General features: G+C 56.8%; 22 protein-coding genes, 1 tRNA gene and 3 rRNA genes. 19 read left to right on the forward strand and 7 right to left on the reverse strand.

The genetic code is table 11. The features are described 5' to 3' along the window. The first annotated feature begins 59 nt into the window (after positions 1 to 59). The 4 genes from rpoE (at position 60) to AC3ITY_RS06820 (ending at position 3831) form a co-directional block, all read left to right on the forward strand. Positions 60 to 641: an RNA polymerase sigma factor RpoE/AlgU gene (rpoE, locus tag AC3ITY_RS06805; protein WP_003172477.1), complete on the forward strand. Its 582-nt coding sequence runs from the start codon at positions 60 to 62 to the stop codon at positions 639 to 641. Between the two features lie 31 nt (positions 642 to 672). Beyond that, the gene (locus AC3ITY_RS06810; protein WP_489308214.1) at positions 673 to 1260 is read left to right on the forward strand and encodes a sigma-E factor negative regulatory protein; all 588 of its coding nucleotides are present in this window, start codon (positions 673 to 675) and stop codon (positions 1258 to 1260) included. Between the two features lie 8 nt (positions 1261 to 1268). After that, entirely contained in the window at positions 1269 to 2228 is a 960-nt protein-coding gene (locus AC3ITY_RS06815) for a MucB/RseB C-terminal domain-containing protein (RefSeq protein WP_489308215.1), read from the forward strand. A gap of 178 nt (positions 2229 to 2406) precedes the next feature. Further along, positions 2407 to 3831 carry a DegQ family serine endoprotease gene (locus AC3ITY_RS06820; protein WP_223458286.1) on the forward strand — a complete coding sequence of 475 codons (1425 nt, stop codon included), beginning with the start codon at positions 2407 to 2409 and terminating at the stop codon, positions 3829 to 3831. 79 nt (positions 3832 to 3910) lie between these two features. On the opposite strand, the gene AC3ITY_RS06825 is transcribed toward AC3ITY_RS06820, so the two are convergent. Then, positions 3911 to 5344 carry a M48 family metalloprotease gene (locus AC3ITY_RS06825; protein ID WP_489308216.1) on the reverse strand — a complete coding sequence of 478 codons (1434 nt, stop codon included), beginning with the start codon at positions 5342 to 5344 and terminating at the stop codon, positions 3911 to 3913. Positions 5345 to 5442: 98 nt separating this feature from the next. Between AC3ITY_RS06825 and AC3ITY_RS06830 the strand changes: the two genes are divergently transcribed. Together AC3ITY_RS06830 and AC3ITY_RS06835 are read left to right on the forward strand one after the other, a co-directional pair. Then, the gene (locus AC3ITY_RS06830; protein WP_007979782.1) at positions 5443 to 5682 is read left to right on the forward strand and encodes a sulfurtransferase TusA family protein; all 240 of its coding nucleotides are present in this window, start codon (positions 5443 to 5445) and stop codon (positions 5680 to 5682) included. Positions 5683 to 5713: 31 nt separating this feature from the next. Continuing rightward, a complete protein-coding gene (locus tag AC3ITY_RS06835; protein ID WP_489308217.1) occupies positions 5714 to 6784 on the forward strand; it encodes an AI-2E family transporter in 1071 nt (356 codons plus the stop codon). A 51-nt stretch (positions 6785 to 6835) separates the two neighbouring features. On the opposite strand, the gene AC3ITY_RS06840 is transcribed toward AC3ITY_RS06835, so the two are convergent. Next, complete coding sequence (locus tag AC3ITY_RS06840) at positions 6836 to 7309, reverse strand: peroxiredoxin (protein ID WP_223591450.1); 474 nt, start codon at positions 7307 to 7309, stop codon at positions 6836 to 6838. 10 nt (positions 7310 to 7319) lie between these two features. Next, entirely contained in the window at positions 7320 to 7880 is a 561-nt protein-coding gene (locus AC3ITY_RS06845) for a glycine cleavage system transcriptional repressor (protein ID WP_007979776.1), read from the reverse strand. Positions 7881 to 8208: 328 nt separating this feature from the next. Between AC3ITY_RS06845 and dapA the strand changes: the two genes are divergently transcribed. The 9 genes from dapA (at position 8209) to AC3ITY_RS06890 (ending at position 17900) form a co-directional block, all read left to right on the forward strand. Next, positions 8209 to 9087, forward strand: coding sequence for a 4-hydroxy-tetrahydrodipicolinate synthase (dapA, locus tag AC3ITY_RS06850; RefSeq protein ID WP_223445998.1), 879 nt, complete (start codon positions 8209 to 8211; stop codon positions 9085 to 9087). A gap of 17 nt (positions 9088 to 9104) precedes the next feature. Continuing rightward, positions 9105 to 10220, forward strand: a complete 1116-nt coding sequence (gene bamC / locus AC3ITY_RS06855; protein WP_489308218.1) for an NlpB/DapX family lipoprotein — start codon at positions 9105 to 9107, stop codon at positions 10218 to 10220. A 4-nt stretch (positions 10221 to 10224) separates the two neighbouring features. Beyond that, entirely contained in the window at positions 10225 to 10983 is a 759-nt protein-coding gene (locus AC3ITY_RS06860) for an MBL fold metallo-hydrolase (protein WP_007984759.1), read from the forward strand. 28 nt (positions 10984 to 11011) lie between these two features. After that, a complete protein-coding gene (gene purC, locus AC3ITY_RS06865; protein WP_007944067.1) occupies positions 11012 to 11725 on the forward strand; it encodes a phosphoribosylaminoimidazolesuccinocarboxamide synthase in 714 nt (237 codons plus the stop codon). Between the two features lie 83 nt (positions 11726 to 11808). Next, positions 11809 to 11898, forward strand: a tRNA-Ser gene (locus tag AC3ITY_RS06870). A 606-nt stretch (positions 11899 to 12504) separates the two neighbouring features. After that, positions 12505 to 14041: ribosomal RNA gene (locus tag AC3ITY_RS06875) — 16S ribosomal RNA — on the forward strand. 314 nt (positions 14042 to 14355) lie between these two features. Further along, positions 14356 to 17249: ribosomal RNA gene (locus AC3ITY_RS06880) — 23S ribosomal RNA — on the forward strand. Positions 17250 to 17397: 148 nt separating this feature from the next. Beyond that, a 5S ribosomal RNA gene (gene rrf / locus AC3ITY_RS06885) occupies positions 17398 to 17513 on the forward strand. Together the 16S, 23S and 5S rRNA genes form the textbook arrangement of a ribosomal RNA operon. Positions 17514 to 17708: 195 nt before the next feature. Further along, positions 17709 to 17900: a YegP family protein gene (locus AC3ITY_RS06890; RefSeq protein ID WP_223456404.1), complete on the forward strand. Its 192-nt coding sequence runs from the start codon at positions 17709 to 17711 to the stop codon at positions 17898 to 17900. 50 nt (positions 17901 to 17950) lie between these two features. On the opposite strand, the gene AC3ITY_RS06895 is transcribed toward AC3ITY_RS06890, so the two are convergent. Further along, positions 17951 to 18157, reverse strand: a complete 207-nt coding sequence (locus AC3ITY_RS06895; protein ID WP_489308219.1) for a hypothetical protein — start codon at positions 18155 to 18157, stop codon at positions 17951 to 17953. Positions 18158 to 18408: 251 nt separating this feature from the next. Here AC3ITY_RS06895 and AC3ITY_RS06900 point away from each other — a divergent pair, with 251 nt between their 5' ends. Both AC3ITY_RS06900 and AC3ITY_RS06905 read left to right on the forward strand, forming a co-directional pair. Further along, the gene (locus AC3ITY_RS06900; RefSeq protein ID WP_223456403.1) at positions 18409 to 19335 is read left to right on the forward strand and encodes a LysR substrate-binding domain-containing protein; all 927 of its coding nucleotides are present in this window, start codon (positions 18409 to 18411) and stop codon (positions 19333 to 19335) included. A 57-nt stretch (positions 19336 to 19392) separates the two neighbouring features. Then, the gene (locus AC3ITY_RS06905; RefSeq protein ID WP_489308220.1) at positions 19393 to 19758 is read left to right on the forward strand and encodes a 5-carboxymethyl-2-hydroxymuconate Delta-isomerase; all 366 of its coding nucleotides are present in this window, start codon (positions 19393 to 19395) and stop codon (positions 19756 to 19758) included. Between the two features lie 3 nt (positions 19759 to 19761). Here AC3ITY_RS06905 and AC3ITY_RS06910 read toward each other — a convergent pair whose 3' ends face one another. The 3 genes from AC3ITY_RS06910 to AC3ITY_RS06920 form a co-directional block, all read right to left on the reverse strand. Next, positions 19762 to 20700, reverse strand: coding sequence for a LysR family transcriptional regulator (locus tag AC3ITY_RS06910; protein ID WP_489308221.1), 939 nt, complete (start codon positions 20698 to 20700; stop codon positions 19762 to 19764). A gap of 114 nt (positions 20701 to 20814) precedes the next feature. After that, a complete protein-coding gene (locus tag AC3ITY_RS06915) occupies positions 20815 to 21732 on the reverse strand; it encodes a DMT family transporter (protein ID WP_489308222.1) in 918 nt (305 codons plus the stop codon). A 13-nt stretch (positions 21733 to 21745) separates the two neighbouring features. Next, positions 21746 to 22930, reverse strand: a complete 1185-nt coding sequence (locus AC3ITY_RS06920; protein WP_489308223.1) for a cyanate transporter — start codon at positions 22928 to 22930, stop codon at positions 21746 to 21748. Between the two features lie 495 nt (positions 22931 to 23425). On the opposite strand from AC3ITY_RS06920, the gene AC3ITY_RS06925 reads away from it, so the two are divergent. Next, positions 23426 to 24808 (forward strand): glutamine synthetase family protein, encoded by a 1383-nt coding sequence (locus AC3ITY_RS06925; RefSeq protein WP_489308224.1) that lies wholly within the window; start codon positions 23426 to 23428, stop codon positions 24806 to 24808. Between the two features lie 187 nt (positions 24809 to 24995). Next, positions 24996 to 26645, forward strand: a complete 1650-nt coding sequence (locus AC3ITY_RS06930; RefSeq protein ID WP_489308225.1) for a phosphoethanolamine transferase — start codon at positions 24996 to 24998, stop codon at positions 26643 to 26645. Position 26646 lies beyond the last annotated feature (1 nt).

Below are 26646 nucleotides of genomic sequence, written 5' to 3' on the forward strand. Positions count from 1 at the left end.
GTTTGCAAGTCTGGTGGTTTACTTCTGCAATCCTCCTCCGAGCTCATCGAGGAGTGTTCATGCTAACCCAGGAAGAGGATCAGCAACTGGTCGAACGCGTTCAGCGCGGCGACAAGCGTGCTTTCGATCTGCTAGTGCTGAAATACCAGCACAAAATTCTCGGGTTGATCGTGCGTTTCGTGCACGACACCCATGAAGCCCAGGATGTGGCACAAGAAGCCTTTATCAAGGCATACCGTGCACTTGGAAATTTTCGCGGAGACAGCGCGTTTTATACGTGGCTTTACCGCATCGCCATCAACACGGCGAAAAACTATCTGGTTTCACGCGGCCGTCGGCCGCCGGATAGCGATGTCAGTTCCGAGGATGCAGAGTTCTACGATGGCGATCATGGCCTCAAGGATCTCGAGTCGCCAGAGCGGGCCTTGCTGCGGGATGAGATCGAAGGCACCGTCCATCGAACCATTCAGCAACTGCCGGAAGATTTGCGTACGGCTTTAACTTTACGTGAGTTTGATGGTCTGAGTTACGAGGACATTGCGAGCGTCATGCAATGTCCGGTAGGCACCGTGCGCTCCCGGATCTTCCGCGCCCGGGAGGCCATCGACAAAGCCCTGCAGCCGTTGTTGCAGGAAAACTAAAGACAGCGGCGACAGCCAAGAGAGGAACGCCATGAGTCGTGAAGCCCTGCAGGAATCGCTGTCCGCAGTGATGGATAACGAAGCGGACGAATTGGAATTGCGTCGGGTATTGAATGCCTGTGACGATGTTGAAACCCGTGATACCTGGGCTCGTTATCAGATCGCTCGGGCAGTGATGCACAAGGATCTGCTGCTTCCACGCCTGGACATCGCCGCGGCTGTTTCTGCTGCCCTGGCTGACGAAGCCGTACCGGCAAAAGCTTCCCGTGGTCCATGGCGCAGCCTGGGTCGTCTGGCGGTCGCAGCTTCGGTGACCCTGGCGGTACTGGCCGGTGTGCGTTTGTACAACCAGGATGAGATCGCCGGTGTCGAACTGGCCCAGCAATCCAGTCAACCCGCGCTGGCCGTTCCTCAAGTAAAAGGCCCAGCTGTTTTGGCAGGCTACAATGAGAGTTCGGATTCTACCGGCCCAATGGCCAACGGCGTTTTGCAAGGTCAGCCAGGCTGGCACGATCAGCGTCTGCCAGGTTACTTGCGCCAACACGCACAACAGGCTGCACTGAAAGGCACTGAGAGCGCTCTGCCTTACGCTCGTGCCGCAAGCCTGGAAAACCGTTAAGGAGGATCATGCGCGCCATACCTCTACTTTCGCTTCTGCTCAGCGGCTGGTTCATCGTTCCAGCCCAAGCCGATGAAGCCCAGGACTGGTTGACCCGCCTGGGCCAGGCAGAGCAACAGCAAAGCTTTCAGGGTACTTTCGTCTACGAGCGTAACGGTAGTTTTTCTACCCATAACATCTGGCACCGCGTCCAGGATGGAAAGGTCCGCGAGCGATTGATCCAGCTCGACGGTTCCGCTCAGGAAGTCGTTCGTATTGATGGGCAAACTCAATGCGTCAGCGGCACGCTGATAGCAGGGCTTGGGGACTCCCCCAACTCCGCTGCCCGTGCACTCGATCCTCAAAAGCTCAAGAGTTGGTATGACCTCGCCGTCATCGGCAAGTCGCGTGTCGCCGGGCGTTCGGCGGTGATCGTATCGCTGACACCCCGCGATCAACACCGTTACGGTTTTGAACTGCATCTGGATAAAGAGACCGGCCTGCCTCTGAAGTCTTTGCTATTGGACGACAAGGGGCGGTTGTTGGAGCGCTTCCAGTTCACACAACTGGATACCGCTGACGCTCCTTCCGAAAAAGACCTGCAGGCCAGTAATGATTGCAAGCCAGTCAATCTCGAAAGTGACAAGGCTTCTGCCGTCAAGTCTGCCCAGGTCTGGCGCTCCGACTGGTTGCCGCCCGGCTTCGAGTTGACCAGCAGCACCGCTCGCAAGGATCCGGAGACCAAAACCCAGGTCAATAGCCTGATGTATGACGACGGCCTGACGCGCTTTTCGGTATTCCTCGAGCCGTTGAATGGCGCAACAGTCACTGACACCCGCACTCAGTTGGGGCCCACCGTTGCCGTTTCCCGGCGCCTGGCCACGGCACAGGGCGACATGATGGTGACCGTCGTCGGCGAGATACCGGTCGGTACTGCTGAACGGATAGCGCTTTCGATGCGCACCGACACCGCTGCAACCAAGCAGTGAGCTGAATTCGAAATGTTTCGTGAGCATTTCAATTTGCAAAAATCCCGTAAATTTCTTATAGGTCAGAGCCCCTCGGCTCTGGCCTTGTTTGTTGTTCCCGGAACAAAAATACCGGCGTATTGTTCCCGGTGTTCCTTGCTCCATATCGCTTAACCCTGCTCGTCGTAACGGGAGCCGTATGTCGATACCACGCTTGAAGTCTTACCTTTCCATTATTGCCACCGTGCTGGTGCTCGGTCAGGCGGTCACCGCCCAAGCGGTCGAATTGCCTGATTTTACGCAATTGGTCGAACAGGCCTCGCCTGCAGTCGTGAACATCAGTACCACGCAAAAGCTGCCGGATCGCAAAGTCAGCCAGCAAATGCCCGACCTCGAAGGCTTGCCGCCAATGTTGCGCGAATTCTTCGAACGGGGCATGCCGCCACAATCGCGCTCGCCTCGCGACCGACAGCGCGAGGCAACGTCCCTGGGCTCGGGTTTCATCATCTCTACTGATGGCTATATCCTGACCAACAACCACGTGATCGCCGATGCTGACGAAATCCTCGTCCGCCTGGCTGATCGCAGCGAAATGAAAGCCAAGCTGATCGGTACCGATCCACGTTCCGACGTGGCGCTGCTGAAAATCGAAGGCAAGGATCTGCCAGTGCTCAAGCTCGGTAAATCCCAGGACCTGAAGGCCGGCCAATGGGTTGTCGCGATCGGTTCGCCATTCGGCTTTGACCACACAGTGACCCAAGGCATCGTCAGCGCCGTCGGTCGCAGCCTGCCGAACGAAAACTATGTGCCGTTCATCCAGACCGACGTGCCGATCAACCCGGGTAACTCGGGTGGTCCGCTGTTCAACCTGAACGGTGAGGTGGTCGGGATCAACTCGCAGATCTATACCCGCTCCGGTGGCTTCATGGGCGTGTCGTTTGCAATTCCGATCGACGTGGCCATGGATGTTTCCAATCAGCTGAAATCCGGTGGCAAGGTCAGCCGTGGCTGGCTGGGTGTCGTGATTCAGGAAGTGAGCAAGGACCTGGCCGAATCGTTCGGTCTGGAGAAGCCGGCCGGTGCGCTGGTTGCCCAAATCCAGGATGATGGTCCGGCTGCCAAGGGTGGCCTGCAGGTTGGCGACGTGATCCTGAGCATGAACGGTCAGCCAATCGTTATGTCGGCCGACCTGCCGCACCTCGTTGGCGCATTGAAGGCTGGTGCAAAAGCCAATCTGGAAGTGATCCGTGACGGCAAGCGCAAGAATGTCGAACTGACCGTCGGTGCAATTCCGGAAGAAGGCAAGGAGATGGGCGCCGAGCCAAAATCCAGCATCGAGCGCAGCAGCAATCGCCTCGGTGTTTCCGTGGTCGAGCTGACTGACGACCAGAAGAAAACATACGACCTCAAAGGTGGTGTGGTGATCAAGGAAGTGCAGGACGGTCCTGCTGCCATGATCGGCTTGCAACCGGGTGATGTGATCACCCACCTGAACAACCAGGCCATCGGTTCCACCAAGGAGTTCGCGGACATCGCCAAGGCGCTGCCAAAGAACCGCTCGGTGTCGATGCGGGTACTGCGACAGGGGCGTGCGAGCTTCATCACCTTCAAGCTGGCTGAATAATCCGGTTTTTGTTGGTTGAATAAAAAACCGCCTCGAAAGAGGCGGTTTTTTTGTATCCGGACTTTTTGTCTCCGGGGCGTCAGCCCATCATGTCCTTGATCATTCGCTCCTGTTCCATCAGCTCGCGTTGCCGCGCATCGATCCGTGAAGACAGCGGGAAGTTCGTGCCGGCCTTGCGTTTGGCGAAGTCCAGCTGCTGAATGGCCTGTTTGTAGTCCCCGACCAGCGCAAAGTATTCGGCGCGAGCCTGATGCAGGCCGATGATGTTTCCCGACAGGCCGCGTGTCTCGGCAACCTGATACCACACGTCCGGATCATCCGGACGCGATTTGAGCAGGCTTTCGAGGGCTTTCTCCGCATCCGCGGCGCGGTTCTGCTTCAGCAGCAGGTCGACGCGCACCTGATTCAGCGGATAGTTGCCAGGGTACTGGGCCATCAACCGGTCAACCCGGGACTGGGCGTCCGGCAGGCGATTGTTGGTGATGTCCAGGTCGACCTGAGCCAGGTTGTAGATGATCTCGTTGGGTGCCTTGGCCAGCAGCAGCTTGAGGTTTTCCCGTGCTTCGTTCAGTTGACCGCCCTTGATCTGGGCAATGGCCAGGCCGTAGCGCGCCACGTCGCTTTTCGGGTTTTCGTCGAGCTGGGCGCGGAAGCGCTTGGCACCGAGACCCGGGGTCTCTTCATAGATCAGCTGGACTCGCGCGCGGATCAGTTGGTAGCGCATGCTGTCTTCGATGCCGCCCTGTGGCGCCTGTTCGGCGCGGTTGCGGGTGTCGGCGATACGCGATTCGGTGACCGGGTGAGTCAGCAGGAATTCCGGTGGCTTGGCATCGTAGCGGTACTGACGCATCAGGCGTTCGAACATGGTGGGCATCGACCGGGGGTCATAACCGGCCTTTTCCAGATTGAGAATGCCGATGCGGTCGGCTTCCTGTTCGTTCTGGCGGGAGAATCGCCGTTGTTCCTGAATGGCCGCTGCCTGTGTGCCGGCAATGGCCGCGATCCCGGCGTCACCGGCGCCCGCGGCCGCGATCACGATACCGGCCAGCAATGCGGCCATCATGGGTACTTGCATGCGTTGCTGTGCTTCGACGCCCCGGGCAAAGTGGCGCTGCGACAAGTGAGCCAATTCGTGCGCCAGTACCGAAGCGTATTCGCCTTCGGTCTGGGCGTTGAGGAACAAACCTCCGTTCACCCCGACGATCCCGCCCGGCGCCGCAAAGGCGTTGAGCTGCGGGCTGTTGATCAGGATGAATTCCAGGCGCCGGTCGGTGACCTGGCTGGTCTCGACCAGTCGGTAAACGCTGGATTCCACGTAATCCTTGAGTTGTGGATCGTTGAGTTGCGAAACCTGACTGCGCAACATTGCCAGCCAGGCGCGGCCGAGCTGGTATTCCTGTTGCGGTGAGACAATGGCAGAACTGGCGTCGCCGAGTGACGGCAGGTCGTCGGCGAAGCCCGGTGAGGCGAGCAGGCAAGCGAGCGTCAGCAGGGTAGGGCGCAAAAATGTCATGCACAAAGCCTTAGTCGACAAAGACCTTACTGTAGCCGGACACCGGCGTTGCGACCAGATATTCTAGGCAACTCAACCACCTGACCCGGAGTGATGCAATGACCGACGCTGTAGAGCATGACGTTGAACTGGATGCCAGTGGCCTGAATTGCCCGTTGCCGTTGCTCAAGGCCAAGATGGAGCTCAACCGGCTGGCCAGTGGTGCGGTACTCAAGGTCATCGCCACCGATGCGGGTTCGCAGCGCGACTTTCGCACCTTTGCCCGATTGGCCGGTCATACCCTGCTTCGTGAAGAAGATGAAGCGGGTGTTTACCGCTACTGGTTGAAAAAAGCCTGAAATCGGCTGCGTTTACTCCTAAGGATTATTGATGTTCAAAGTGTTACGCGACTGGATTCAGCGCTATTTCTCCGATGAAGAAGCGGTGGTGCTGGCTGTCCTGCTGTTTCTGGCATTCACCGTCGTACTGACCCTGGGCGGTATGCTGGCGCCGGTGCTCGCGGGCATGGTGCTGGCGTATCTGATGCAGGGGCTGGTGGTGACCCTCGAGCGCCTGCGCGTGCCGGGTTGGGTCGCGGTGGGGCTGGTCTTTGCGTTATTCATGGGGTTGTTGCTGGTATTCATCGTGGTTGTCGTGCCGTTGCTGTGGCACCAGTTGATTACGTTGTTCAATGAGTTGCCCGGCATGCTAGCCAAGTGGCAGTCACTCTTGTTGCTGCTGCCTGAGCGCTATCCGCACCTGGTATCCGATGAGCAAGTGCTGCGGGCCATTGAAGTGGCGCGGGGCGAAATCGGCAAGTTTGGTCAGTGGGCGCTCACGTTCTCGCTATCGAGCCTGCCATTGCTTGTAAACATCATGATCTATCTGGTGCTGGTGCCGATCCTGGTGTTTTTCTTCCTCAAGGATCGAGCCATGATCGGCCAGTGGGTGCGCGGTTACCTGCCCCGTGAACGGGCGTTGATCACCCGGGTCGCCCATGAAATGAACCGGCAGATCGCCAACTACATTCGCGGCAAGGTCATCGAAATTTTCATTTGCGGTGGCGTGACGTACATCGCCTTCGTTGTTCTTGAACTCAACTACGCGGCGCTGCTGGCACTACTGGTGGGGATTTCGGTGGTGGTGCCTTACGTCGGCGCCGTGGTGGTGACCGTGCCCGTGTTTCTGATTGCGCTGTTCCAGTGGGGCTGGAGCGATCAGTTCATATACTTGATGGCGGTTTACGGGGTCATTCAGACGCTGGATGGCAACGTGCTGGTGCCATTGCTGTTCTCGGAGGCGGTCAACCTGCACCCGGTGGCGATCATCTGCGCGGTGCTGCTGTTTGGCGGGTTGTGGGGCTTCTGGGGGGTGTTCTTTGCGATTCCCCTGGCGACGCTGTTCAAGGCTGTGCTGGACGCTTGGCCGCGCAAGGAGCCGGTGGTATCGCCGCTGCTTTAAGTCGGTGGAGATAAAAAATCGCAGCTCATGGCTGCGATTTTTTTGAGGTACTCAGCCCTTGTTCAGTGCCTGAGCAGCAGCCAAAACGGCATCAACATGCCCCGGCACCTTCACGCCGCGCCATTCCTGACGCAGCACGCCTTTGGCGTCGATCAGGAACGTGCTGCGATCCACGCCCATGTATTCCTTGCCGTAGAGCTTTTTCAGCTTGATCACGTCGAACAGCTGGCAGATGGCTTCATCCTTGTCGCTGATCAGCTCAAAGGGAAATTCCTGTTTGCACTTGAAGTTCTCGTGGGATTTCAGGCTGTCGCGAGACACGCCGAACACTTCGGTATTGGCGGCCTTGAACGCAGCGTACTGATCACGAAAGCCTTGCCCTTCGGTCGTGCAGCCCGGCGTGCTGTCCTTGGGGTAGAAGTAGATCACCACCTGCTTGCCTTTCAGGCCGGCGAGGCTGACGGTTTGCCCGCTGGTGGCGGGGGCTTCGAAATCGGCAACCGGTTGGTCGATGGCAACGGCCATGAAAGCTTCCTTACATTGGGTTCTGTGGGCGCCAGGGTTCGATCAGGGCATCGAGATTCAGCGCGTCGGCAAAATCCAGGAACTGATCGCGCAGCCAGCTGATTTGCACGCCGGCTGGCAAGGTCACGGTAAATGTGGCGTTGAGCATGGTGCCGCCGGTCTGCGGAGCCTGATAGGTGTCGCAGGTCAGGTTTTCCAGCTCGACATTGTGGTCCATGAAGAACTGGCACAGCTCGTTGATGATGTCCGAGCGGTAGGCCGAGCTGACATAAGCGACGTACGGCAGGGCCTGGGGGCGGTTTTCAAGGGCCGCGCTGCGCACCACGTTGACCGTGAACGCATGCCGCTTGGCCAGTACTGGCAGGCTGCCTTCCAGGCGCGCCAAGGCATCCCAGCTACCGGAGATTTCCAGTACCAGCGCACTGCATTCGCCATGACGGGTCAGGCGAGAGGTGACAACGGCGCAGCGGTTTTCATGGCTGGCGCGGCACAGGACGTTGGTCAGCTCCATGGGGTTGGCGCCGAGGGCACTGATAACAAGGAATTGTTCGCGAACTGTGGGGGTGGACATGCAGCATTCCTAAAGCGATGAGCGGTCGATACGTTCAAAGGGCGTTTTGTCGGGAGCGAGCCTGCGGATGCGAATTCAGAAAACCCCAAGCGGCAGGTTGCGACGTGCTCCTGCGGGGCGGGAGCGAGAGGCGGCAACGCTGGATCAGGGCTTGTGATGCCGAAAATGGAGGCTGAAACCCGACGGACGAGCTTGTCTGTACCGATCAAAGTCTGAAGGGTAGCGAAAACCGGCGCCAAGGGGAATGGCGGCAGCACAGTACTTCGCTTGTGCAAGCATCTTGGCGCCAGTACCATTACGGCTCTCTTTTTCCGGCAGGAGCGGTTTCATGATTGCGGGCAGTATGGTGGCACTGGTCACACCCATGGATGCACAGGGGCGTCTTGACTGGGACAGCCTCAGCAAACTCGTGGACTTCCACCTTGAAAACGGCACCCATGCCATTGTCGCCGTCGGCACCACCGGCGAATCGGCAACCCTCGACGTCAACGAGCACATCGCGGTCATCCGTGCCGTGGTCAAGCAGGTCAATGGTCGCATTCCAGTGATCGCCGGTACCGGCGCCAATTCGACCCGCGAAGCCGTCGAATTGACCCGTAACGCCAAGGAAGCCGGCGCCGATGCCTGCCTGCTGGTAGTGCCGTACTACAACAAGCCGACCCAGGAAGGCCTGTACCTGCACTTCAAGCACATCGCCGAAGCGGTCGACATCCCGCAGATTCTCTATAACGTTCCCGGCCGCACCTCCTGCGACATGCAGGCCGAAACCGTGATCCGCCTGTCCACCGTGCCGAACATCATCGGTATCAAGGAAGCGACCGGCGACCTCAAGCGCGCCAAGGCCATCCTCGATGGCGTAAGCAAGGATTTCATCGTCCTTTCCGGCGATGATCCGACCGCCGTCGAGCTGATTCTGATGGGCGGCAAGGGCAACATCTCCGTCACCGCCAACGTCGCTCCGCGTGAAATGGCTGATTTGTGCGAGGCCGCCCTCAAGGGTGATGCCGAGACTGCCCGGGCAATCAACGAAAAACTGATGCCACTGCACAAGGACCTGTTCATCGAAGCCAACCCGATTCCGGTGAAGTGGGCTTTGGTTGAAATGGGCCTGATGCACGAAGGCATTCGCCTGCCGTTGACCTGGCTGAGCGCACCTTGTCACGAAACGCTGCGCACGGCCCTGCGCCAGTGCGGCGTCCTGGTTTAATTGAGGAAGTACAACGCATGAAGCGAATGGCCGGACTTTCCGCACTTGCCTTGATTATCTCCAGCACCAGTGGCTGCGGATGGATCTGGGGCCCGGAAGGTTATTTCCGTGACCGTGGTAGCGATTACCTGGAAGCGCAACAGACTGCACCGATGCAAATGCCACCGGATGTCCGTACCGCCAAGCGCCTGGATCCGCTGTTGCCGATCCCGCGTAACGTGGCCGATGACACCGCCAAGGGCGAATACGTGGTTCCTCGTCCTCAGCCACTGACGGCGGCTGCCGACGCCAGTGCCTACTCCCTGCAGAAGAGCGGCGGCTCCAGCTCCATCCTGGCGCAGAACCCGCCGGCTGAAGTCTGGCCTGTGGCCGTTCAGTTCTTCCAGGACAACGGCTTCCGTCTGGATGAACAGCGTCCGCAAACCGGCGAATTCACCACGACCTGGCAGCATTCCGATGAACTGTCCGCAGCCATGGCCAAGCGCCTGAGCGCGGCCGGCGTCAGCACGGACAGCGAAACCCGCGTGCGGGTGCGCATCGAGCCGGGCGTGCAGCGCAACACCAGTGAAGTCTATGTGGTCAGCGCCGAGCGTCCTGCCGGCAGCACCGCTGACATGGCCTTCACCAACCGTTCGGTCAACACTGGCCTGGACGCGGCACTGGTCGACGACATGCTCGCAAGCATGAGCCGTATCTCGGAGAAGGGCGGTTCGGTCTCCATGCTGGCTTCGCGCGATTTCGACGCGCCAAGTCGTGTCAGCCTGACTGAAGACGGCAGCGGCAACCCTGTGCTGAACGTCGGTACCGACCTGGATCGTGCCTGGTCGAGCGTCGGTCGTGCGCTGGAACAAGGCGAATGGCGTGTTGAAGACATCAACCGCAGCCTGGGGCTGTACTACATCAATCTGGCTGAAAAAGCCGAGAACAAAGACGACAAGCCGGGCTTCTTCAGCAGCCTGTTCGGCAGCGCGCCGAGCAAGGAAGAGCTTGACGCCCGTGCCGAGCGTTATCAGGTTCGCCTGAGCAAGGTTGGCGAGAACGTCCAGGTCACCGTCGAGAAAAACATCAACACCGTGGCGCCGGCAGATGTGGCGCGTAAAGTGTTGAGCAAGATTCAGGACAACCTGGGCTGATCCTATGCGTTTTGCCGTTCTCGGCAGCGGTAGTCAAGGGAACGGCACGCTGATAGCCAGCGCTGATACGTACGTATTGGTGGATTGTGGTTTCTCCCTTCGGGAAACCGAAAAACGCCTGCTGCGCCTGGGTGTGAACCCAGCGCAGCTGAGCGCGATACTCGTGACCCACGAACATGCCGACCACGTGCATGGCGTGGGTTTGCTGTCTCGGCGCTACAATCTGCCTGTCTACCTCAGTCGCGGGACCTTGCGCGGGATGCGCAAACCGATTGAACCCGCAGGCTTTCTGGCCGGCGGCGAGCAGTTGCAAATCGGCGACTTGAGCATCGGTGTCATTGCCGTGGCCCACGATGCACAAGAACCGACGCAATATGTTTTCAGTGACGGCGAACGGCGCTTCGGCCTGTTGACCGACCTGGGGTCGTATTGTGACAAGGTGTTGGACGGCTATCGGGATCTCGATGCGTTGATGATCGAGTCCAATCACTGTCGTGACATGCTGGCTCGCGGTCATTACCCGTACTTTCTCAAGCAGCGGGTGGGCGGTGAATTGGGACATTTGAATAACCATCAGGCGGCATTCCTGGTGGCCGAGCTGGGCTGGAAAGACCTGCAACACCTGGTCCTGGCCCATCTGAGCAGCAAGAACAACCTGCCGCAGCTGGCCCGGCAATGTTTTGTCGACACCCTCGGGTGCGACCCGGACTGGCTGCAACTGGCCGATCAAGATTCAGGGCTCGACTGGCGACACATCGCCTAGCCCATCTACTTAGCAAGCGGAGCCCATCATGGAAAAACGTGAAGAACTCTACCGCGGCAAAGCCAAATCGGTTTACAAGACCGACGACGCTAACCGTTTGATCCTGCTGTTTCGCAACGACACCTCGGCGTTCGACGGCAAGCGTATCGAACAGCTCGACCGCAAAGGCATGGTGAACAACAAGTTCAACGCCTTCATCATGCAGAAGCTCGAAGCTGCTGGCGTGCCGACCCAATTCGACAAATTGCTGGGCGACAACGAATGCCTGGTGAAGAAGCTCGACATGATCCCGGTCGAGTGCGTCGTGCGTAACTACGCTGCTGGCAGCCTGGTCAAGCGTCTGGGTGTCGAAGAGGGCATGAAGCTCAACCCTTACACCTTCGAACTGTTCCTGAAGGACGACGCCAAGGGCGACCCGTTCATCAACGAATCCCACGTCGTGGCATTTGGTTGGGGTACCGCCGAGCAACTGGTTCGCATGAAAGAGCTGTCGCTCAAGGTCAATGAAGTCCTGAGCAAACTGTTCGACGACGCCGGCCTGCTGCTGGTCGACTTCAAGCTGGAATTCGGCGTGTTCCACGATGGTTCCATCGTGCTGGGCGACGAATTCAGCCCGGACGGCTGCCGTCTGTGGGACAAGGCCACCGGCAAGAAAATGGACAAGGACCGCTTCCGTCAGGGCCTCGGTGACGTCATCGAAGCCTACGAAGAAGTCGCCAATCGTCTGGGCGTACCGCTTTAACCGACGCAAGCATCTGAAAGCACAGAAATATTTCGCTTAGGGGGTTCGCTTCCTGCGAAAGTGTTGTTATGATGCGCGCCGTTGGAGAGATGCCAGAGTGGCCGAATGGGACGGATTCGAAATCCGTTGTACCTTCACCGGTACCTAGGGTTCGAATCCCTATCTCTCCGCCATTATTGAATAAGACTAAGCCCCTGAAATGGTTAAACATTTCAGGGGCTTTTTCGTTTCTGTCATACTGATCGGTGCATTTCGTGTCCCGGCATTTTTGACGCGATACGCCGGGTATCCATTTACCGCAGGGCTTTCTCACCATTGTTGTATCTATATGTCTAAGCGACGTGGTTTGGGTTCGCTGCTGCCCCAGTGCTTTATATAGATGCTGGAGGTTCTCATGGTGGCAACCCGGGTGCTTTGGTAAGGAAGAAGAATTTTCAGGTGGGGGGTTGACCACGTATTTTAATGCTGTACTATTCGCCTCCCGCTAACGAGCAGTTTGATGTTGCTCTTGGTTTAAGTGGTTGATTTTGTTGAAAAATCAGAAACTTTTAAGGTTGCAAATTGAAAAGATGCGCTGTAAGATGCGCGCCTCGGTTGAGACGAAAGATCTTAACCAACCGCTCTTTAACAACTGAATCAAGCAATTCGTGTGGGTGCTTGTGGGGTCAGACTGCTAGTCAACAGATTATCAGCATCACAAGTTACTCCGCGAGAAATCAAAGATGTAACCAACGATTGCTGAGCCAAGTTTAGGGTTTTCTCAAAACCCAAAGATGTTTGAACTGAAGAGTTTGATCATGGCTCAGATTGAACGCTGGCGGCAGGCCTAACACATGCAAGTCGAGCGGATGACAGGAGCTTGCTCCTGAATTCAGCGGCGGACGGGTGAGTAATGCCTAGGAATCTGCCTGGTAGTGGGGGACAACGTTTCGAAAGGAACGCTAATACCGCATACGTCCTACGGGAGAAAGCAGGGGACCTTCGGGCCTTGCGCTATCAGATGAGCCTAGGTCGGATTAGCTAGTTGGTGAGGTAATGGCTCACCAAGGCGACGATCCGTAACTGGTCTGAGAGGATGATCAGTCACACTGGAACTGAGACACGGTCCAGACTCCTACGGGAGGCAGCAGTGGGGAATATTGGACAATGGGCGAAAGCCTGATCCAGCCATGCCGCGTGTGTGAAGAAGGTCTTCGGATTGTAAAGCACTTTAAGTTGGGAGGAAGGGCATTAACCTAATACGTTAGTGTTTTGACGTTACCGACAGAATAAGCACCGGCTAACTCTGTGCCAGCAGCCGCGGTAATACAGAGGGTGCAAGCGTTAATCGGAATTACTGGGCGTAAAGCGCGCGTAGGTGGTTCGTTAAGTTGGATGTGAAAGCCCCGGGCTCAACCTGGGAACTGCATTCAAAACTGACGAGCTAGAGTATGGTAGAGGGTGGTGGAATTTCCTGTGTAGCGGTGAAATGCGTAGATATAGGAAGGAACACCAGTGGCGAAGGCGACCACCTGGACTGATACTGACACTGAGGTGCGAAAGCGTGGGGAGCAAACAGGATTAGATACCCTGGTAGTCCACGCCGTAAACGATGTCAACTAGCCGTTGGGAGCCTTGAGTTCTTAGTGGCGCAGCTAACGCATTAAGTTGACCGCCTGGGGAGTACGGCCGCAAGGTTAAAACTCAAATGAATTGACGGGGGCCCGCACAAGCGGTGGAGCATGTGGTTTAATTCGAAGCAACGCGAAGAACCTTACCAGGCCTTGACATCCAATGAACTTTCCAGAGATGGATTGGTGCCTTCGGGAACATTGAGACAGGTGCTGCATGGCTGTCGTCAGCTCGTGTCGTGAGATGTTGGGTTAAGTCCCGTAACGAGCGCAACCCTTGTCCTTAGTTACCAGCACGTAATGGTGGGCACTCTAAGGAGACTGCCGGTGACAAACCGGAGGAAGGTGGGGATGACGTCAAGTCATCATGGCCCTTACGGCCTGGGCTACACACGTGCTACAATGGCCGGTACAGAGGGTTGCCAAGCCGCGAGGTGGAGCTAATCCCACAAAACCGATCGTAGTCCGGATCGCAGTCTGCAACTCGACTGCGTGAAGTCGGAATCGCTAGTAATCGCGAATCAGAATGTCGCGGTGAATACGTTCCCGGGCCTTGTACACACCGCCCGTCACACCATGGGAGTGGGTTGCACCAGAAGTAGCTAGTCTAACCTTCGGGAGGACGGTTACCACGGTGTGATTCATGACTGGGGTGAAGTCGTAACAAGGTAGCCGTAGGGGAACCTGCGGCTGGATCACCTCCTTAATCGACGACTCAGCTGCTCCATAAGTTCCCACACGAATTGCTTGATTCATTGAAGAAGACGAGAGGCCAGCCTTTAAGGTGGTCTGCTTCGTTAGAGTTTAGAAATGAGTATTCCAGCGTGAATATTGATTTCTAGTCTTTGACTAGTTCGTTCTTTAAAAATTTGGGTATGTGATAGAAAGATAGACTGAACGTTACTTTCACTGGTAACGGATCAGGCTAAGGTAAAATTTGTGAGTTGCTCGTTATGAGCAAGAATCGAATTTTCGGCGAATGTCGTCTTCACAGTATAACCAGATTGCTTGGGGTTATATGGTCAAGTGAAGAAGCGCATACGGTGGATGCCTTGGCAGTCAGAGGCGATGAAAGACGTGGTAGCCTGCGAAAAGCTTCGGGGAGTCGGCAAACAGACTTTGATCCGGAGATGTCTGAATGGGGGAACCCAGCCATCATAAGATGGTTATCTTGTACTGAATACATAGGTGCAAGAGGCGAACCAGGGGAACTGAAACATCTAAGTACCCTGAGGAAAAGAAATCAACCGAGATTCCCTTAGTAGTGGCGAGCGAACGGGGACTAGCCCTTAAGTGGCTTTGAGATTAGCGGAACGCTCTGGAAAGTGCGGCCATAGTGGGTGATAGCCCTGTACGCGAAAATCTCTTGGTCATGAAATCGAGTAGGACGGAGCACGAGAAACTTTGTCTGAATATGGGGGGACCATCCTCCAAGGCTAAATACTACTGACTGACCGATAGTGAACTAGTACCGTGAGGGAAAGGCGAAAAGAACCCCGGAGAGGGGAGTGAAATAGATCCTGAAACCGTATGCGTACAAGCAGTGGGAGCCCACTTTGTTGGGTGACTGCGTACCTTTTGTATAATGGGTCAGCGACTTATTTTCAGTGGCGAGCTTAACCGAATAGGGGAGGCGTAGCGAAAGCGAGTCTTAATAGGGCGTCTAGTCGCTGGGAATAGACCCGAAACCGGGCGATCTATCCATGGGCAGGTTGAAGGTTGGGTAACACTAACTGGAGGACCGAACCGACTACCGTTGAAAAGTTAGCGGATGACCTGTGGATCGGAGTGAAAGGCTAATCAAGCTCGGAGATAGCTGGTTCTCCTCGAAAGCTATTTAGGTAGCGCCTCATGTATCACTGTAGGGGGTAGAGCACTGTTTCGGCTAGGGGGTCATCCCGACTTACCAAACCGATGCAAACTCCGAATACCTACAAGTGCCGAGCATGGGAGACACACGGCGGGTGCTAACGTCCGTCGTGAAAAGGGAAACAACCCAGACCGTCAGCTAAGGTCCCAAAGTTATGGTTAAGTGGGAAACGATGTGGGAAGGCTTAGACAGCTAGGAGGTTGGCTTAGAAGCAGCCACCCTTTAAAGAAAGCGTAATAGCTCACTAGTCGAGTCGGCCTGCGCGGAAGATGTAACGGGGCTCAAACCATACACCGAAGCTACGGGTATCACCTTCGGGTGATGCGGTAGAGGAGCGTTCTGTAAGCCTGTGAAGGTGAGTTGAGAAGCTTGCTGGAGGTATCAGAAGTGCGAATGCTGACATGAGTAACGACAATGGGTGTGAAAAACACCCACGCCGAAAGACCAAGGTTTCCTGCGCAACGTTAATCGACGCAGGGTTAGTCGGTCCCTAAGGCGAGGCTGAAAAGCGTAGTCGATGGAAAACAGGTTAATATTCCTGTACTTCTGGTTATTGCGATGGAGGGACGGAGAAGGCTAGGCCAGCTTGGCGTTGGTTGTCCAAGTTTAAGGTGGTAGGCTGGAATCTTAGGTAAATCCGGGATTCCAAGGCCGAGAGCTGATGACGAGTGTTCCTTTGGAACACGAAGTGGTTGATGCCATGCTTCCAAGAAAAGCTTCTAAGCTTCAGGTAACCAGGAACCGTACCCCAAACCGACACAGGTGGTTGGGTAGAGAATACCAAGGCGCTTGAGAGAACTCGGGTGAAGGAACTAGGCAAAATGGCACCGTAACTTCGGGAGAAGGTGCGCCGGTGAGGGTGAAGGACTTGCTCCGTAAGCCCACGCCGGTCGAAGATACCAGGCCGCTGCGACTGTTTATTAAAAACACAGCACTCTGCAAACACGAAAGTGGACGTATAGGGTGTGACGCCTGCCCGGTGCCGGAAGGTTAATTGATGGGGTTAGCTAACGCGAAGCTCTTGATCGAAGCCCCGGTAAACGGCGGCCGTAACTATAACGGTCCTAAGGTAGCGAAATTCCTTGTCGGGTAAGTTCCGACCTGCACGAATGGCGTAACGATGGCGGCGCTGTCTCCACCCGAGACTCAGTGAAATTGAAATCGCTGTGAAGATGCAGTGTATCCGCGGCTAGACGGAAAGACCCCGTGAACCTTTACTATAGCTTTGCACTGGACTTTGAATTTGCTTGTGTAGGATAGGTGGGAGGCTTTGAAGCGTGGACGCCAGTTCGCGTGGAGCCAACCTTGAAATACCACCCTGGCAACTTTGAGGTTCTAACTCAGGTCCGTTATCCGGATCGAGGACAGTGTATGGTGGGTAGTTTGACTGGGGCGGTCTCCTCCTAAAGAGTAACGGAGGAGTACGAAGGTGCGCTCAGACCGGTCGGAAATCGGTCGTAGAGTATAAAGGCAAAAGCGCGCTTGACTGCGAGACAGACACGTCGAGCAGGTACGAAAGTAGGTCTTAGTGATCCGGTGGTTCTGTATGGAAGGGCCATCGCTCAACGGATAAAAGGTACTCCGGGGATAACAGGCTGATACCGCCCAAGAGTTCATATCGACGGCGGTGTTTGGCACCTCGATGTCGGCTCATCACATCCTGGGGCTGAAGCCGGTCCCAAGGGTATGGCTGTTCGCCATTTAAAGTGGTACGCGAGCTGGGTTTAGAACGTCGTGAGACAGTTCGGTCCCTATCTGCCGTGGACGTTTGAGATTTGAGAGGGGCTGCTCCTAGTACGAGAGGACCGGAGTGGACGAACCTCTGGTGTTCCGGTTGTCACGCCAGTGGCATTGCCGGGTAGCTATGTTCGGAAAAGATAACCGCTGAAAGCATCTAAGCGGGAAACTTGCCTCAAGATGAGATCTCACTGGGACCTTGAGTCCCCTGAAGGGCCGTCGAAGACTACGACGTTGATAGGTTGGGTGTGTAAGCGCTGTGAGGCGTTGAGCTAACCAATACTAATTGCCCGTGAGGCTTGACCATATAACACCCAAGCAATTTGCGAACTCGAGAGAGGCCAGATTGCGGTGTGTGAAGACGAAAGAACCGAAAGTTCGAGAAACACACAAATCTATTACATACCCAATTTGCTGAAGCGAGGCCAACCGGCCACGACTCAGTACCCGAATTTCTTGACGACCATAGAGCGTTGGAACCACCTGATCCCATCCCGAACTCAGCAGTGAAACGATGCATCGCCGATGGTAGTGTGGGGTTTCCCCATGTGAGAGTAGGTCATCGTCAAGATTAAATTCCGAAACCCCAATTGCGAAAGCAGTTGGGGTTTTGTTTTTGTCCGCAGGAAAGTTCCTACACAGTTATTCAGGGTCGCCAGTGCGAAATATCCCCTGACATTGAAAGTAATCGCCCTGGAAGCTCCTCCTTTACTCTGGTTTCGCAGACCACTGATCTGCAGTCACCGGCAATCACAAGGAGCGAGCAATGTATTTTGAGATTTACAGGCAAATCCGCGGCACCGTCCTGACTGGCAAGGGCCAATGGCGGTGGCGGCTGAGGGCGGGCAATCATGAAACGATTGCCAGCGGGGAGGCTTATGTCAACAAGGCCGATTGCGTGCATGCAATCAGTCTGATCAAAGGGACCTGCGAGCAGACCCCGATCAAGGAAGTCTAGGTAGAGAGCGGTGAAGCTGCTCGTACAGAGCAGCTTCGTTTCAATCCGCCTTACGGCTGGGTATGGCCCAGTTTTCTCTTGATCAGTTCGTAGACGTCCTTGTGGGTGGAGTTGTGCAGGGATTTGTCCTTGCAGGCCGAGGCGAGGAATGTTTTGACCTCGTCCCTGGCGTGCGGGTACAGGCTGGCGACATAGTCGGCTTCGTGGGCCTGGGTGCAGTTGAAATGTTTGTCGTCTTTGGCTTTGTCTCTGGCCATGGTACCGCTCCTTGTGATTGCGCATGTTTTGGATGACGAGGGTGGTTTTTCACCTCGTGCGTCGCTGAGCTTAGGGACTCAAGGGCTGCCTGCCAGGGGTTCCAGGTAAAAAGGAAGGGGCTGTAGGACGAAGCGTGGTCCAGCATTTTGCTTAAACGTGAACGGCGTCAGCCTGTTGAACCTGAGTTGGATAGACGGCAGTCGTATCCGCTACCTAAACTGTCAGCAGATTTGGAGATCGGGGGCAGTGGATGAATCGCAACGAACTTCGCAAGGCGGATATCAACCTGATGGTGGTATTCGAAACACTGATGCTCGAGCGCAATGTCACTCGGGTGGCGGAGAAGCTGTTTCTCGGTCAGCCGACCATCAGTTCGGCGCTCAACCGCTTGCGTGCGATGTTCAATGATCCGCTGTTCATACGCGTTGGCCATCGCATGGAGCCGACGGCGCGGGCAGAGGAGATCATCAAGCACCTGTCGCCGGCACTGGACTCCTTGTCCGTGGCTTTGAGCCTGACCCATGATTTTGACCCGGCCAGCAGCACGATGTCGTTCCGCATCGGGTTGTCCGACGATGTCGAGTTCGGCTTGTTGCCGCCATTGCTGCGAGCTCTACGCCAGGAAGCGCCAAACGTGGTGTTTGTGGTGCAGCATGTCGATTACTGGCGGATTCCCGACTTGCTGGCGTCCGGCGATATCACGGTGGGTATCAGCCAGACCCGTGGCTTGCCGGCCAATGCCAAGCGCAAGTTGCTGCGGCACATCCAGCCCAGTATTTTGCGCGCCGATGCCTCCGACACACCGCTGACCCTCGATGAATATTGCGCGCGACCGCACGTGCTGGTGTCCCATACCGCCAACGTCAGTGGCTACGCCGACGAGTGGCTGGCAGACATCGGCCGCACGCGCCAGGTGGTGCTCTCGGTACCGCAATACAGTTCTTTGCCGGCACTGCTCGCCGGGACGGACCTGATTGCCAGCCTGCCGGACTACACTGCCGAGGCGATGGCTGCATCGGGAATGCTGTTCAAGGAACCCTTTCCGATCCAGACACCTACCCTGGACCTGTCCATGGTCTGGCTCAGTCATGTCGATACCGACCCTGCCGAGCGCTGGTTACGCTCGCGCCTGGAAGCGTTTATGAGCGAGCGTGCGGTTTTGCCGCTGCCCGAATGAACAGGGCGGCGCTGTGTTATATGTACGACCTGTCCACCCACTTACAGGAACTGACTCATGCCTCACCTGCACATGGAATACACCGCCAACCTGACCGATCTGAATGCCGATGTAGCATTGATGCGGTTGAACAATACATTGGTGGGTTCCGGTCAATTTGCTGCCGAATTCGACATCAAGAGCCGCGCGGTCAAGGTCGATACGTTCAAGGTCGGTACGGCACTGGCCGAGCGGGCGTTCGTGCATGTGAAACTGGCGCTGTTGAGTGGTCGTTCCGCAGAGATCAAGAAACAGCTGTCTGAAAGCCTGCTGGCGGTGGTGCGGGACCTGTGTGAATGGCCTGGCAGCATTGAGGTCCAGTTGTGCGTGGAAATTCTCGACATCGATCGCGACTCCTACAGCAAGACCGCCATCAACAACTGAGTATCAGGCCGTTTCCTGCTCGCCGCAGGCCTGGATCACTTGCGCTCGCAGCCAGGTGTTGGCGCTGTCCTGGTCGACACCCTGGTTCCACTGCATGTCGAGGGTGAAACCCGGCAAGCCTTCGGGCACTTCACAGTGATTGAAGTTGTCTGCACTGGCCAGCAGTCGCTGGATGCGCCGGGGTAAGGTCAGGGCATAGTCGGTACCGGTAATCAGCTTCAGTGCTGCACTGTAGCTGTTGGCGCGTGCGACGATCTGGCGCTGTTGTGCCTGCTGCGCAAGCCAGCCGTCGACCATGTTGGTGGCGGACGTCCAGGGTGTCGGGAACACGTGTCGACGTTCGACATAGGTTTGCAGGCTCAAGCGTGGTTCCGCCGGCGTGGCGCGCTTGTCGAACACACATACCAGATCGTCTTCGAGCAGCGTCTGCGATTTGAAATCGACGTGACTGCGATGGAAGTTCGGACCGAAGCACATCACCAGGTCGAGGCTGCCTTCGCGCAACGCTTCGGCTGGGATATCGGCCTGGAGTTTGAACACATTGACCATCACCGGAAGATCGGCGAGGTCAAAGGTTTTCAACAAGCGCGGCAGGATCAGTTGCTCGAAATATTCCGGGGCGCAGATGTTGAAGGTCACGGGTTGCAGGACAGGGTCGAACGTGGGTAAGCCGGCGTGACACAGGTTGATGCTTTCGAGGATTTTCAGCACGTGAGGGTACATCGCGCTGGCCTTGCTGGTGGGCTGCATGCCGCCGGTACGGGTGTTGATGAACAACTCGTCCTCGAAACTGGTGCGCAGTTTTTTCAGGCAGTAACTCACTGTGGACTGGCTGACGAAAAGCGTCTCGGATACGTCGGTGACGCTGTTCTGCTCGTACACGGCGACGAACACCATGAGGTCCTGCATGTCGAGTTTTCTAAGCGAATTACTGTTCAGCATCCATTGCGTCTCGCTGCGTCCCTTGCGCTGACCGTGCGCAAGGGTGGGGGAATGATCCTAGCGGAATGGGCGAGCAGGGAGAATGCCTTGCAGGACGTTTCGCCCAAGACCGTGTCAGCCCTGGACCATCGCCGACACGGCGCGGCGGCTGGACATCAAGAGCGCGAACATGCCGAGGCCCACCAGCACTGCGCCGGCCATTTCCAGCGGCAGCGGCATCTGGCGCGCCCAAAGCCAGTGAAACAAGGTGATGAACAGCGTGCTCAGGTAGATGTAGGAAATCACCGAGGACGGCGCGATCACGCCGATGGCCCGGTGCAGCAGCCAGAACGTCGCCAGTGTGGCGAACACCGCCAGGTACATCAGCCAGTAGAAATCGTTGAGCGTCAGTAATGATGCCGAGCGCCAACCGCCACTGAATCCACAGAACACCAGCAGAAACAGCGCACCGAACAGCATGTTCCAGAACGTCATGGGCACCGGCCCGCGCCCCTTGAGGCTATCGGCTTTCAGGCGTTGGCTGAGGGGGGCGTAGAGCGCCATTGCCAGGCAGCCCGTGCCGTACACCGACAATGAATAGGGCGATGGCAACTCGCCGGGGCCGGAGCCTTTCATGATCAGCAAGACCGCCCCGGCAGCGGCGAGCAGCATCGGGACAACCCGTTGTTTCAGGCGGCTGTCAGGTGTCAGCACAGCTTCGAAACCCAGGGTCATCAGCGGCACCAGCGTGAACATCGTCCCGGTGTTGACGGCCGAGGTGTAGCGCAATGCTTCGAACAGCGAGCCGAAGTACAGCGCCAGCAGCAGGCCGAGTACCGCGTGGCCGAGCAGTCCACGGGCAGTCATGACGCCATCGCCTTTAAGCAGCAGCAGTGGCAGAAACACCACGGCACAAAACAGCAGGCGCAATCCGGTCAGCAGGATCGGGTCGATGGCCTGGCTGACTTGCGCCGCCGCGGAAAACGACGCAGCGATCAATAAGGCCCAAAGCAGCATGCTGGCGTGAGCGACGGCGAAACCGGTGGTTTTCATGGCAGGCTCCGGGTCAATGGATGTGGCGGGTGTAGTGCCTTGGGTTGAAGCGCAAAACCATCAGCATCATCAGCACCATGACCGCCGTCAGCGACCACCAGGCCCATTCAAAGCTGCCGAGCTGGTCGCGGATGATCCCTGCCAGCAGCGGCGACAGGCCGGCGATCAAGTAGCCAATGCCTTGAACGAATGCGGTCAGGCCACCGGCGCGCAATGGATTGTCCAGGTGATCCAGCGATACGATCAGGCTCATCGGGAACAGGCCGCCAATGCCCAGCCCCAGCAGGCATGGCCACATCAGGCTCAAATGCTGTGGGCTCAGAATCAGTCCGCAGAAACCAGCGATGATCAGTGTCAGCAATACCATCAGCACGACGCGGCGGTCGCGGCTGCGATTGGCGATGACGGGCGTCAGCAGGCCCGACAGCACTTCCATGGCGGTCAGAAACCCGAGCAGCAATCCGGCGTGCTGTTCGCTCCAGCCCTTTTCCACGTAGTACGGCGCCAGCCAGGCCAGAACACAAGTGTAGGACGCAGTGCCCAGGCCAAAGAAGATCGCGAGTAACCTCGCGCGGGAATTGGCGAAAAACGAACCATTGCTGGGTGCCTTTGTATCCAGTGTCGGCATCCCTGGGCGTTGGGGGCTCCAGAACAGCAATGCCAGCACGGCGAGAACGGCCCAGATCGCCAGGCCCATACGCCAGCTGCCGGTATGCTCCATCACCAGCGGCGCAAAGGAAGCACCCATGGCGGCACCGGCCATGATCGACGTGACGTAGAGCCCCATGCACAGGGCAACGTGGTCGCTGAAGCGCGATTTGATCAGCGCTGGCATCAGGACCTGGATCAGGGCTATCCCGATACCTGCCAGCACCGCGCTGAGAAGCAACTCCGCGGCTGAATCAAGGAACAACCGCGAAATCGTGGCCACGCCGATGATCAGCAATGAGAACACCACCGTGCGCTGCTCGCCGAATCGCTGGCTGACGCGCAGGCCGACAAACATTGCCAGTCCCATGGCCGTCACCGGCAACATTGTCAGCAGTGAAGCCTGGCTGAAGCTCAGCGCAATGTCGTCGCGAATCGCCGGGAGCAGAGGCCCGACAGCGGCCATGGAAGGTCGCAGGTTCAGGGCAACCAGGACAATGCTGAACATGAACCAGAGGGCAGGGCGGAAAGTGGCTCGGGTGTTTTCCATGATCGGACCTTGAACAATAGGGTTCCGATTAGGCGCGCGAGGTCTGGAGGCGGCAAATCAGAAAGTCTGGGGTGGTATTTAGAAATCAAATACAAGTCGCTCCCACAGGAGGCGCCACAAAACAGCCAAATGTTTAGCCAGACGATATCCAAGGTTCTTCAAATCCTGATTTAACGACTTAACCCATCGTGTGACGCTGCGGGCCATCTGTTTTCTGCGGTTCTCTCTATGGACGGTTGGCCAGTCGCAATCCACTTCAAGGCATCCATCGACGCTCGAGCGTCGAGCCTTCTTCGTCGACTCACGCCCGCCACCGCGCCAAACCTCTCTGCACTTCCTTCTGAACTGGCCTTCTGGGCGCTGTGGCATTGCCGCCATGCGCGCCCGCCGGATTCCTGCTTTTTCCGCTGATTGTTCCTACATATTCCGCTTGATGGCGGGATTAAAGTGCGGGTGTTTTTGCGTACCCGCCTGACACGGAAAAAGAGAGTTCCCATGAGTAGTGCCACGACCTCGTTTGCCACCAAGCAAGAAGCCCTGACCTTTCTGGAGCAGAACCCGGATATTGAAATGTTCGAGCTGTTCATCCTCGATAACAACGGTGTGCCGCGGGGCAAGCTGCTGCATCGTGACGAGTTGCTGGCGGTGTATGAAAGCGGGCGGCCATTGCCGAGCACCATCCTCGGCCTGACCATCAACGGCGATGACGTGGAGAACTCCGGGCTGGTCTGGGATGTCGGTGATATCGACTGCCGGGCCTACCCGATCAGCGGCAGCCTCACGCGTATGCCGTGGCGTCTGATACCGACGGCGGCCGTGCAGGTCAGCATGCATCCGACGGAGGGAATGCCCGCCACCATTGCCGATCCTCGTCATTTGCTGGCGAAAGTCATCGAAGGCTTGCAGGCTGACGGTTATTATCCGGTCATGGCGGCGGAATTGGAGTTCTATTTGCTGGATCAGCAACGCGACAGCAATGGCCGACCGCAACCGGCACGGGATGTCGATGGCGGGCGGCCGCACGGCACCCAGGTCTATGGTTTGCGCGAGCTTGAACAGATCGAGCCGTTCCTGGCCGATCTCTATAGCGCCTGCAAGCTCCAGGGGATTCCGGCGCGCACGGCCATTTCCGAATACGCGCCGGGGCAAGTGGAAATCACCCTCGAACACCGCTCCGACGCGCTACAGGCGATGGATGAAGCGGTGCGCTACAAGCGTCTGGTCAAGGGGGTGGCGCACAAGCACGGCATGACAGCCTGTTTCATGGCCAAGCCATTCGATGACCTGGCCGGCACCGGGATGCACATGCACGTGAGCCTGGCGGACAAGGATGGCAACAACCTTTTCGCCAGCGAAGCCCCGGATGGGACGCCACTGCTCAAGCAGGCCGTGGCAGGCATGCTTGGCACCCTGCTCGATTCGCTGTTGCTGTTTTGCCCCAACGCCAACTCCTACCGTCGATTCCAGGCCAACAGCTATGCGCCACTGGCGGCCACCTGGGGCGTGGACAATCGCACCGTGAGTTTGCGCGTACCGGGCGGGCCGGCATATTCCCGGCACATCGAGCATCGAATCTGTGGCGCAGATGCCAATCCTTATCTGGCGGCTGCGGCGATTCTGGCTGGTATTCATCGCGGTATCCGCGAACAACTCGACCCTGGTGCGCCGGTGGAAGGCAACGGCTACGCCCAGCCTGCGAGACTGTTGCCGACAGACTGGCTGACCACCTTGCGATCGCTGGAAGGTTCGAGTTGGGCCAGGGAAGCCTTCGGCGGGGAATTCCTCGGTGTCTACCTGGCGGTGAAACGCGCCGAACATCGCCAATTCATGGGGGAGGTCGGTGAGCAGGACTGGCGCTGGTATTTGCATCAGGCTTGAGTCGAAGCTGTACCGGAGCTGAACCATTCTCAAATAATCTGGAAGTATCAGGCTGGTTTATAAGCCAACTAATTGTTGGCTTCTTTTTCACAAAAAATTGATGGTTGGCTATCTAAAATTAGAGCTGTCTCGGTAAATGAAATTTTCACATTTGCCGAAGACACTTTTTCAGGACCCGCCGAATCTCATGCTTAAGATTAAAGCCGTGCGCCCCGAATGGGTGACACTGATTGCCAGCGCATTTTTGTTAGTTGGCTTCAATTTTGTACTCTGGCAGCACCTGTTCGAAATCACCGCATCCGACGGCAAAGGCATCGTCATGCGCGTGGCCTTTGGGGTGATGATCTTCGCGGCCTTCAACATTGTGCTGACCCTGCTGGCATTCCGGCCGGTGCTCAAGCCGGTCCTGACCCTGCTGTTCATGATCAGTGCGGGCGTGGCGTATTTCATGAGCGAGTATGGTGTTCTGATCGACACCGGCATGTTGCGTAACTTCGCTGAAACCAATGCTACGGAAGTGCGCGACTTACTGTCGCCAAAGTTGATTGTTTTCATTGTGCTGCTCGGCGTTTTACCGTCTTGGCTGTTGTGGAAGACACCGGTTAATTATCGTCGCTGGCACCGTGAACTACTCAGTAAAGTTCTGGTGGCTTTTGCCTCGGCAGCGGTCATTGGTGGTGTTGCGCTGGTTAACTATCAAGGCCTGTCTTCGCTGTTTCGCAATCACCACGAGTTGCGCCTGATGGTGGTGCCAAGCAACTACATTGGTGCCTCGGCTGGTTTCTTGCGCGAGAAAGTAGCAACTGCACGGCAACCCTTTGTCAAAATCGGTGAAGATGCCCAGCGCAATCCCGCCTGGCAGACGCATGGGCGTAAATCCCTGACGGTTCTTGTCGTGGGTGAAAGTGCCCGGGCGGAGAACTTCGGCATCCTTGGCTATAGCCGTGACACCACGCCGAAACTGAGTAAGGAAGACGGCCTGATCGCCTTCACCGATGTGTATTCCTGCGGTACTGAAACCGCCGTATCGGTGCCTTGCATGTTCTCCAATATGGGGCGCAAGGACTACAACGCCAGCAAGGCAAAGAACGAAGAAGGCCTGCTGGATGTGCTCAAGCATGCGGGTATCGACGTGATCTGGCGTGACAACCAGTCAGGCTGCAAAGGTACATGCGATCGCGTCACCATTCAGGACGTCAGCAATCTGAAGGACCCGGCGCTGTGCGCCAACAGCGAATGCCGCGACGAAATCCTGCTGCAAGGACTGCAACATTTCATCGATACCCTGGACAAGGACACGGTATTGGTATTGCACCAGATGGGCAGCCACGGTCCGGAGTACTTCAAGCGTTATCCGAAAGAGTTCGAACGCTTCACCCCGGTTTGCGAGAGTAATGCCCTGAACAATTGCAGTCGCGAAAGTATCGTCAACGGCTACGACAACACGTTGGTATATACCGACCATGTGCTGTCGACCTTGATCGATCTGTTGCGCAGTAATCAGGAAAAAGTGGATACCGCGATGCTGTATCTGTCGGACCACGGCGAGTCCCTGGGTGAATACAACTTGTTCCTCCACGGCACGCCTTACATGCTGGCACCGGAGCAGCAAAAGCATGTAGCCATGTTTGCCTGGTTCTCCGACAGCTATAAAAAGTCGTTTGCGGTAGATACCCACTGCCTGCAACAGAGTCGTGAAAAACCCCTGAGCCAGGACAACCTGTTCCATTCGATGCTTGGGCTGCTGGAGGTCAACAGCAAGGTCTACAACCAGGATCTGGACATGTTTGCCGGATGTCGTGGTCCAGTGACCGACGGCGTGTTGGCCAAAGATTGAG

The sequence above is a fragment of the Pseudomonas sp. GL_091 genome (assembly GCF_057837725.1).

Excerpts from the sequence above, each read along its gene's own strand:
- rpoE (WP_003172477.1), top strand. The coding sequence starts at position 60 with ATGCTAACCCAGGAAGAGGATCAGCAACTGGTCGAACGCGTTCAGCGC.
- AC3ITY_RS06810 (WP_489308214.1), top strand. The coding sequence starts at position 673 with ATGAGTCGTGAAGCCCTGCAGGAATCGCTGTCCGCAGTGATGGATAAC.
- AC3ITY_RS06815 (WP_489308215.1), top strand. The coding sequence starts at position 1,269 with ATGCGCGCCATACCTCTACTTTCGCTTCTGCTCAGCGGCTGGTTCATC.
- AC3ITY_RS06820 (WP_223458286.1), top strand. The coding sequence starts at position 2,407 with ATGTCGATACCACGCTTGAAGTCTTACCTTTCCATTATTGCCACCGTG.
- AC3ITY_RS06825 (WP_489308216.1), bottom strand. The coding sequence starts at position 5,344 with ATGACATTTTTGCGCCCTACCCTGCTGACGCTCGCTTGCCTGCTCGCC.
- AC3ITY_RS06830 (WP_007979782.1), top strand. The coding sequence starts at position 5,443 with ATGACCGACGCTGTAGAGCATGACGTTGAACTGGATGCCAGTGGCCTG.
- AC3ITY_RS06835 (WP_489308217.1), top strand. The coding sequence starts at position 5,714 with ATGTTCAAAGTGTTACGCGACTGGATTCAGCGCTATTTCTCCGATGAA.
- AC3ITY_RS06840 (WP_223591450.1), bottom strand. The coding sequence starts at position 7,309 with ATGGCCGTTGCCATCGACCAACCGGTTGCCGATTTCGAAGCCCCCGCC.
- AC3ITY_RS06845 (WP_007979776.1), bottom strand. The coding sequence starts at position 7,880 with ATGTCCACCCCCACAGTTCGCGAACAATTCCTTGTTATCAGTGCCCTC.
- dapA (WP_223445998.1), top strand. The coding sequence starts at position 8,209 with ATGATTGCGGGCAGTATGGTGGCACTGGTCACACCCATGGATGCACAG.
- bamC (WP_489308218.1), top strand. The coding sequence starts at position 9,105 with ATGAAGCGAATGGCCGGACTTTCCGCACTTGCCTTGATTATCTCCAGC.
- AC3ITY_RS06860 (WP_007984759.1), top strand. The coding sequence starts at position 10,225 with ATGCGTTTTGCCGTTCTCGGCAGCGGTAGTCAAGGGAACGGCACGCTG.
- purC (WP_007944067.1), top strand. The coding sequence starts at position 11,012 with ATGGAAAAACGTGAAGAACTCTACCGCGGCAAAGCCAAATCGGTTTAC.
- AC3ITY_RS06890 (WP_223456404.1), top strand. The coding sequence starts at position 17,709 with ATGTATTTTGAGATTTACAGGCAAATCCGCGGCACCGTCCTGACTGGC.
- AC3ITY_RS06895 (WP_489308219.1), bottom strand. The coding sequence starts at position 18,157 with ATGGCCAGAGACAAAGCCAAAGACGACAAACATTTCAACTGCACCCAG.
- AC3ITY_RS06900 (WP_223456403.1), top strand. The coding sequence starts at position 18,409 with ATGAATCGCAACGAACTTCGCAAGGCGGATATCAACCTGATGGTGGTA.
- AC3ITY_RS06905 (WP_489308220.1), top strand. The coding sequence starts at position 19,393 with ATGCCTCACCTGCACATGGAATACACCGCCAACCTGACCGATCTGAAT.
- AC3ITY_RS06910 (WP_489308221.1), bottom strand. The coding sequence starts at position 20,700 with ATGCTGAACAGTAATTCGCTTAGAAAACTCGACATGCAGGACCTCATG.
- AC3ITY_RS06915 (WP_489308222.1), bottom strand. The coding sequence starts at position 21,732 with ATGAAAACCACCGGTTTCGCCGTCGCTCACGCCAGCATGCTGCTTTGG.
- AC3ITY_RS06920 (WP_489308223.1), bottom strand. The coding sequence starts at position 22,930 with ATGGAAAACACCCGAGCCACTTTCCGCCCTGCCCTCTGGTTCATGTTC.
- AC3ITY_RS06925 (WP_489308224.1), top strand. The coding sequence starts at position 23,426 with ATGAGTAGTGCCACGACCTCGTTTGCCACCAAGCAAGAAGCCCTGACC.
- AC3ITY_RS06930 (WP_489308225.1), top strand. The coding sequence starts at position 24,996 with ATGCTTAAGATTAAAGCCGTGCGCCCCGAATGGGTGACACTGATTGCC.